The sequence below is a fragment of the Dietzia sp. DQ11-44 genome, from assembly GCF_014145205.1.
Classification (GTDB): domain Bacteria; phylum Actinomycetota; class Actinomycetes; order Mycobacteriales; family Mycobacteriaceae; genus Dietzia; species Dietzia natronolimnaea.
The window spans coordinates 1-6,796 of sequence record NZ_JAALEC010000262.1 but is presented as its reverse complement, the minus strand read 5'-3'; the positions used below and the strand labels follow the sequence as shown (position 1 = coordinate 6,796).

General features: G+C 70.0%; 8 protein-coding genes. All 8 read right to left on the bottom strand.

Going from position 1 to position 6,796, the window contains the following annotated elements; translation table 11 throughout:
- Nucleotides 1-82: 82 nt before the first annotated feature.
- The gene (gene tyrS, locus G6018_RS07415) at nt 83-1,354 is read right to left on the bottom strand and encodes a tyrosine--tRNA ligase (protein ID WP_311201625.1); all 1,272 of its coding nucleotides are present in this window, start codon (nt 1,352-1,354) and stop codon (nt 83-85) included.
- 31 nt (nt 1,355-1,385) lie between these two features.
- Nucleotides 1,386-2,036: a DNA-3-methyladenine glycosylase gene (locus G6018_RS07410; protein ID WP_182610492.1), complete on the bottom strand. Its 651-nt coding sequence runs from the start codon at nt 2,034-2,036 to the stop codon at nt 1,386-1,388.
- Nucleotides 2,033-2,254, bottom strand: a complete 222-nt coding sequence (locus G6018_RS07405) for a Trm112 family protein (RefSeq protein ID WP_179525175.1) — start codon at nt 2,252-2,254, stop codon at nt 2,033-2,035. The genes G6018_RS07410 and G6018_RS07405 overlap by 4 nt, the downstream gene beginning before the upstream one ends.
- Nucleotides 2,255-2,259: 5 nt before the next feature.
- Nucleotides 2,260-3,699 carry an argininosuccinate lyase gene (argH, locus tag G6018_RS07400; RefSeq protein ID WP_182639280.1) on the bottom strand — a complete coding sequence of 480 codons (1,440 nt, stop codon included), beginning with the start codon at nt 3,697-3,699 and terminating at the stop codon, nt 2,260-2,262.
- Complete coding sequence (locus G6018_RS07395; protein ID WP_095717203.1) at nt 3,696-4,895, bottom strand: argininosuccinate synthase; 1,200 nt, start codon at nt 4,893-4,895, stop codon at nt 3,696-3,698. The genes argH and G6018_RS07395 overlap by 4 nt, the downstream gene beginning before the upstream one ends.
- 53 nt (nt 4,896-4,948) lie before the next feature.
- Nucleotides 4,949-5,443 (bottom strand): arginine repressor, encoded by a 495-nt coding sequence (locus tag G6018_RS07390; RefSeq protein ID WP_176474999.1) that lies wholly within the window; start codon nt 5,441-5,443, stop codon nt 4,949-4,951.
- Complete coding sequence (gene argF, locus G6018_RS07385) at nt 5,443-6,384, bottom strand: ornithine carbamoyltransferase (RefSeq protein ID WP_179525174.1); 942 nt, start codon at nt 6,382-6,384, stop codon at nt 5,443-5,445. The genes G6018_RS07390 and argF overlap by 1 nt, the downstream gene beginning before the upstream one ends.
- The coding region (locus tag G6018_RS07380) for an aminotransferase class III-fold pyridoxal phosphate-dependent enzyme (protein WP_182639279.1) at nt 6,381-6,796 on the bottom strand (416 nt) is incomplete at its 5' end. The genes G6018_RS07380 and argF, both read right to left, overlap by 4 nt.

Below are 6,796 nucleotides of genomic sequence, written 5' to 3'. Positions count from 1 at the left end.
CCAAACGCAAATCGCCAGGTCAACGGGAGAAATGCGAGACGGCGCCGGTGTGTACCGGCGCCGTCTGCCCCTACTCCCCGGATCAGTGGATCCGGACCCCGGCCAGGTTCTTCTTGCCGCGCCGGAGGACCAGCCAGGCCCCGTGCAGGAGGTCGCTCGTCGCGGGCGCCCACTCGACATCGTCGACGCGCTGGTTGTTGACGTACGCGCCGCCCTCACCGACGGCACGTCGCGCCGCACCCTTGCTCTCGCACAGACCGGACGCGACCAGCAGATCGACGATCGTCCTCGGCTCGTCGGATCCCAGCTCGACCGCGCCGGCGTCCTCGAGCGCGGCACGGAGGGTCCGCTCGTCGAGCTCGGTCAACTCTCCGCGTCCGAACAGTGCCTGGGACGCCGCCTGCACCGATTCCGTGGCCGCCACCCCGTGCACCATCGTGGTCATCTCCTCGGCCAGGCGCTTCTGCGCCGCCCGCAGGTGCGGCTTCTCCCGGGTGAGTGCGTCCAACTCGTCGATCTCCTCCCGGCCCAGGAACGAGAACCACCGCAGGTAGCGGACCACGTCGGCATCTGAGGTGTTGAGGAAGTACTGGTACCAGGTGTAAGCGCTGGTCAGGGCCGGGTCGAGCCAGAGGCTCCCACCGCCCGTCGACTTGCCGAACTTCTTCCCGTCGGACGAGGTGACCAGGGGAACGGTCATCGCGTGCACCGATTCCCCGTCCATCCGGCGGTTCAGATCGACGCCACCGACGATGTTCCCCCACTGATCGGAGCCGCCGATCTGCAGCGTGCACCCCATGGTGCGACGCAGCTGCACGAAATCGTTGGCCTGCAGGAGCATGTAAGAGAACTCGGTGTACGAGATCCCGTCACCGTCCAGACGACGCTTGACCGTGTCACGCCCGAGCATGGTGTTGAGCGAGAAGTGCTTGCCGACGTCGCGGAGGAACTGGATGGCGGTCAGGTGACCGGTCCACTGCATGTTGTTGACCACCCGCGCGCCCACGGGCCCCTCGGTGAGGTCCACGAAGAGCTCGAGCTGACCGGTGATGCGCTCGGCCCACTCGGCCACGGTGTCCGCGGTGTTCATGGTGCGCTCCCCCACCTCGCGGGGGTCGCCGATCATCCCTGTCGCTCCCCCGGCCAGCACGATCGGTCGGTGCCCGGCCAGCTGGAACCGCCGCAGGGTGAGAAGCGGGATCAGGTGACCTGCGTGCAGGCTCGGACCGGTGGGATCGAAGCCGCAGTACAACGACACGGTGCCCTCGTCGAGATGGGCACGGAGCGCGTCGAGGTCGGTCGACTGCGCGATGAGCCCCCGCCACTGTAGGTCTTCGAGGATGTTGGAAGTCACGCGTGCCATTGTTCCCCATCGACGCGGTGGGCTACCACGGGGCGGGGTGCGTCACCCTCGGCGCGCGAGGACTGCGCCGGTAGGCGGAGACCTCCCGGGCGGCCGCCAGCCAGAACCGCCAGGGGCGTTCCGCCTCACGGGAGACACCCACCCTGGGGCCGGACCGGATCTGCGACTCGGGTACCGGATCGGGACGGAAGGTGACCGACGACGTCGGGTCGAGGACATCCGTTCCCCGGTGGGAGAGATCGATACCCAACACCTTGCCGAGATTCCCCGGCCCGCGGGCCGCGTGTTCCACGGGTATACCGGGCCGGCGGTCGTCCACCACCCGGTGTCCGCCCTCCACCCGGGCGGCGCGCAGCAGTACCCCGCCGCCCTCGCCCGCGGGCCGGCAGGTGATGTTGACGCACCGGTGGATCCCGTGGCTCAGGTAGACGTACAGGTGACCGGCGTCGCCGAACATCACCTCGTTTCGCGGGGTCGGACCCGGCCAGGTGTGCGCGGCGGGATCCGGATGGGCTGAGTCGACCGGTCCGCCGTAGGCCTCCACCTCGACCACCCGGACCGAGACGGAGTCATGGGTCAGGACACCCCCGAGCAGTGCGCGCGCGGCCCCGGCCGGGTCCGCTTCGCGGAGCAGCGTGCGGAACGGGTCCGCCCCGGCGTACCGCCGGGTCACTCCTGTGGAGCTGCGCCCGCGGCGGCGAGCAGGTCCGCGTGCTCGGCGTCATCCACCTGACGTGACTCCTCCACCAGTAGGACCGGGATACCGTCATCGATCCGGTACGCGCGGCGGAGGCGGGGGTTGTAGAGCGTGTCGTCGCCCGCCAGGAGGAGCGGACCCTTGTCCTCGGGGCAGGCGAGGATCTCCAGCAGACGGGCATCGATGACGGACATGGCGCTCACCCTACCCAGTGGGCGAGCTCGTCACGGATCTCTCCCAGCCGCCGCCGTTGTTCGGCCACGGCGGTGCCGGCGGTGCCGCCGCGTGCGCTCCGTGACGCGATCGATCCCGTCACGGTGAGCACGTCGCGGACGTCGGGCGTCAGCGCCGGGTCGACGGTCGCCAACTCGTCGTCGGTCAACTCCTCCAGCCCGACGCCGCGGGACTCGGCCACCCGCACGCACTCCCCGGCCGCCTCGTGGGCGACGCGGAACGGCACGCCCTGACGGACCATCCACTCCGCGATGTCGGTGGCCAACGTGTATCCGGCCGGGGCGAGCGCGGCGAGACGCTCCGGGTGGAACGTCAGGGTCGAGACCATGCCGGCCATCGCCGGGAGGAGCAGGTAGAGCTGGGCGACGGAGTCGAAGACCGGCTCCTTGTCCTCCTGCAGGTCCCGGTTGTAGGCCAACGGCTGGGCCTTGAGGGTGGCGAGCAGCCCGGTCAGGTTGCCGATCAACCGACCCGTCTTGCCGCGCATCAGCTCCGCGACGTCCGGGTTCTTCTTCTGCGGCATGATCGAACTACCGGTCGACCACTCGTCGGCCAGGGTCACGTACCCGAACTCCGGGGTCGACCAGGCGATCACCTCCTCCGCCAGACGGGAGAGATCGACAGCGATCTGCGCGAGGACGTAGGCCGCCTCGGCCGCGAAGTCCCGCGAGCTCGTCGCGTCGATCGAGTTGTCCGCCGCGCGGTCGAAGCCGAGCTCCGCCGCGATCGCGTCCGGGTCCAGTCCGAGGGACGACCCGGCCAGAGCGCCCGAACCGTACGGAGACACCGCGAGACGGCGGTCCAGGTCGCGGATCCGATCGACGTCCCGCAGCAACGGCTGCGCGTGCGCCAGGAGCTGGTGCGAGAGCAGGATCGGCTGGGCTGCCTGGAGGTGCGTCTTGCCCGGCATCACGGTCTCGGGGTGCTCGTCCGCCTGCGCCACGAGCGCGTCGACCACGTCGAGCACACCCCCGGCCACCTCACGCACCGCGTCACGCAACCACATCCGGAACAGCGTGGCGACCTGGTCGTTGCGGGACCGGCCGGCACGGAGGCGCCCACCCACCTCGACACCCACCCGGTCGATCAGACCGCGTTCGAGGGCCCCGTGGACGTCCTCGTCCGTTTCTGCCGGGCCGAACGCGCCGGAATCCACGTCCGCGGCGAGGCGGTCCAGACCGTCCAGCATCGCGTCGAGGTCCGCACCGGAGAGCAACCCCGCGCGGTGCAGGACCCTGGCGTGGGCCTTGGAGGCCCTGATGTCGTACGGGGCCAGCTCCCAGTCGAAGTGCGTGGACTTGCTCAGTGCGGCCATCGCCTCGGCGGGCCCGCCCGCGAAGCGGCCACCCCACAGTGCTCCGGCGTTGGTGCCGTGCCGGTCGTCCTGCCGGTCGGCGTCGCTCACAGCCCGAGGTCCCGCTTGGCGGCGATCTTGGAACTCAGACCGTGGAGGTTCACGAAGCCCTTGGCGTAGCTCTGGTCGAACGAGTCCCCCTCGTCATAGGTCGCGAGGTTGAAGTCGTAGAGCGAGGAGTCGGAACGACGACCGTTGACGACGATGGAACCACCGTGCAGGACCATCCGGATGTCCCCGGAGACGTGCTGCTGGGTGTTGTCGATGAAGGCGTCGAGGGCGTACTTCAGCGGGGAGAACCACAGGCCGTCATAGACCGCGTTCGACCACTGGTCGGAGACCCCGGACTTGTACCGCGCCAGCTCACGCTCGAGGGTGACGTCCTCGAGCGCCTTGTGCGCGGTGATGAGGATCATCGCGCCCGGCGCCTCGTACACCTCGCGGCTCTTGATACCGACGAGCCGGTCCTCGACCATGTCCAGCCGCCCCACGCCCTGGGCCCCGCCCCGGCGGTTGAGTTCCACGATGGCCTCGAGCACGGAGACCTTGCGCCCGTCGATCGCCACCGGGATGCCCTCCGAGAAGGTGACGGTGACCTCGTCGGGAGCGGCGAAGTTGAGGGTCGGGTCCTCGGTGTAGTCGTAGACGTCCTTCGTGGGGGCGTTCCACAGGTCCTCGAGGAAACCGGTCTCCACCGCGCGGCCCCAGACGTTCTGGTCGATCGAGAACGGGGACTTCTTGGTCACGTTGATGGGGATCTCGTTCTGCTCCGCGAACTCGATGGCCTTCTCACGCGTCCAGGCGTAGTCGCGGACCGGGGCGATCACCTCGAGGTCCGGGGCGAGCGCACCGAAGCCCACCTCGAAGCGGACCTGGTCGTTCCCCTTGCCGGTGCAGCCGTGCGCGACGGAGGTACCGCCGTGCATCTTGGCCGCCGTGACCAGGTGCTTGACGATCAGCGGGCGGGAGATCGCCGAGACCAGCGGGTACTCCCGCATGTACATCCCGTTGGCCTTGATCGTGGGGGCGCAGTACTCGTCGGCGAACTCGTCGCGGGCGTCCACGACGATCGACTCGACGGCGCCGCAATCCAGTGCGCGCTGCCGGATGACCTCCATGTCCTCACCGCCCTGACCCAGGTCGATGGCGACGGCGACGACCTCGGCTCCGGTCTCCTTGCCGATCCAGCTGATGGCGACAGAGGTGTCGAGGCCGCCGGAGTAGGCGAGGACTACGCGATCGGACATGGTGTGCTCCTTGATGGTTCGGATCTCTACGGTCTGGGGTCGGGTCGTGGATGTCAGAGTGGGCGGCGGGCGAGGGAGGCGAGCCGGTCCGCGAGCTCGGCGCCTCCGACGGGTTCACGGGCCATCACGAATATGGTGTCATCCCCGGCGATGGTCCCCACCACGTCGTCCAGGTTGGCGCGGTCCAGGGCGCTCGCCAGGAAGTTCGCGGCGCCGGGCGGGGTCCTCAGGACCGCGATGTTGCCACTGTGGTCCGCCGAGACCAGCAGGTCGCCGAGCAGCCTGCCGAGCCTGTCCGTGCCCCCGGGGATCCCCGGGGCCCGGCTGCCGTCCTCCGGGATGATGTAACGGCCCGCGCCTCCGTCGGCGGCCCGGAGCTTGACGGCCCCGAGCTCGTCGAGATCCCGGCTCAGGGTGGCCACCGCGACCGCGATGCCCTCCTCGGCCAGGGCCTCCGCCAGTTCGGTCTGGCTCCGGACGGGTCGGCGCTGGAGGATCTCGGCGATCCGGGCGTGCCTGGCGGTCCTGCTGACCGTCCCCACCGTCATCACGACCGCTCCATGAGCCACACGAGCAGCGCCTTCTGCGCGTGGAGCCGGTTCTCGGCCTCGTCGAACACGCGGCTGCGGGGGCCGTCGATGACCTCGGCCGCGATCTCCTTGCCGCGGTAGGCGGGAAGGCAGTGCAGGACGATCACGTCGTCGGACGCCCTGTCGACGGACTCCTGGCCCAACTGGTAACCGGCCAGGTCGCGGAGCCGGTCGGTCGCCGAGTCCTCCATCCCCATCGACACCCAGGTGTCCGTGATGAGGACGTCCGCCCCGGCCACCGCCGAGTCGACGTCGGTCGTGATCCTCACGGAGCCGCCGGTCCCCGCCGCCACGCGCTCGGCGTCCGACACCACCTGCCCCGTCGGTTGGTATCCCTCCGGCGCGGCGATGGTGATGTGCATTCCCGCGGTCGCGAACCCGAGCAGATACGAGTGCCCCATGTTGTTCGCACCGTCGCCGAGATACACCGCGCGCAGGCCGGCGGTGCGACCGAAGTTCTCGCGGATGGTGAGCAGGTCCGCGAGGATCTGGCACGGGTGGAACTCGTCGGTCAGGGCGTTGACGACGGGCACGTCCGAGTGCGCGGCGAGCTCGGCGAGCCCGTCCTGCGAGTAGGTGCGCCAGACGATCGCCTCGACGTAGCGCGACATCACCCTCGCCGTGTCGGAGAGGGTCTCACCCTTGCCCATCTGGGTGGATCCGGAGTCCACCACGATGGCGTTCCCCCCGAGTTGGGCGATGCCCGCGTCGAACGAGAACCGGGTCCGCGTGGAGGTCTTGTCGAAGATCACGGCGACCGACCGCGGCCCTTCGAGCGGGCGGGCCGAGAACGGGGCGGCCTTGAGCCGCATCGCCAGATCGAGGACCTCGGCCTGCTCCGCGGGACTGAGGTCGTCGTCCCTCAGGAAGTGCCGCACCGACGACGATGCGGCGGTCATGAGGTGGCCTCCTTCGGGGTGGCGGCGTCGAGGATGCCCGGGAGCCCGGCGACGAACCGGGCGACCTGCTCCTCGGTCAGCACGAGCGGCGGGGCGAGTCGGACCACGTCCGCGGTAGTGGCACCGACGAGGTACCCGGCCTCCCGGGCCGCCCCCTCCACGGCCTTGGCGAGCGGGGCGGTGAGCACGACGCCCAGCAGCAGTCCCCTCCCCCGCACGTGGTCGACCAGCGGGTGATCCAGGCACTCGATCTCCGCGGCGATGATCTTCCCGAGTCGGTCGACGTGCGCGATCAGGTCCTCGGACTCGATCGTGTCGAGAACGGCCAGGGCGGCCGCGCACGCGACGGGGTTACCGCCGAACGTGGTCCCGTGCTGGCCCGCGGTGAGCAGCTCGCCGGCCGCACCGACCG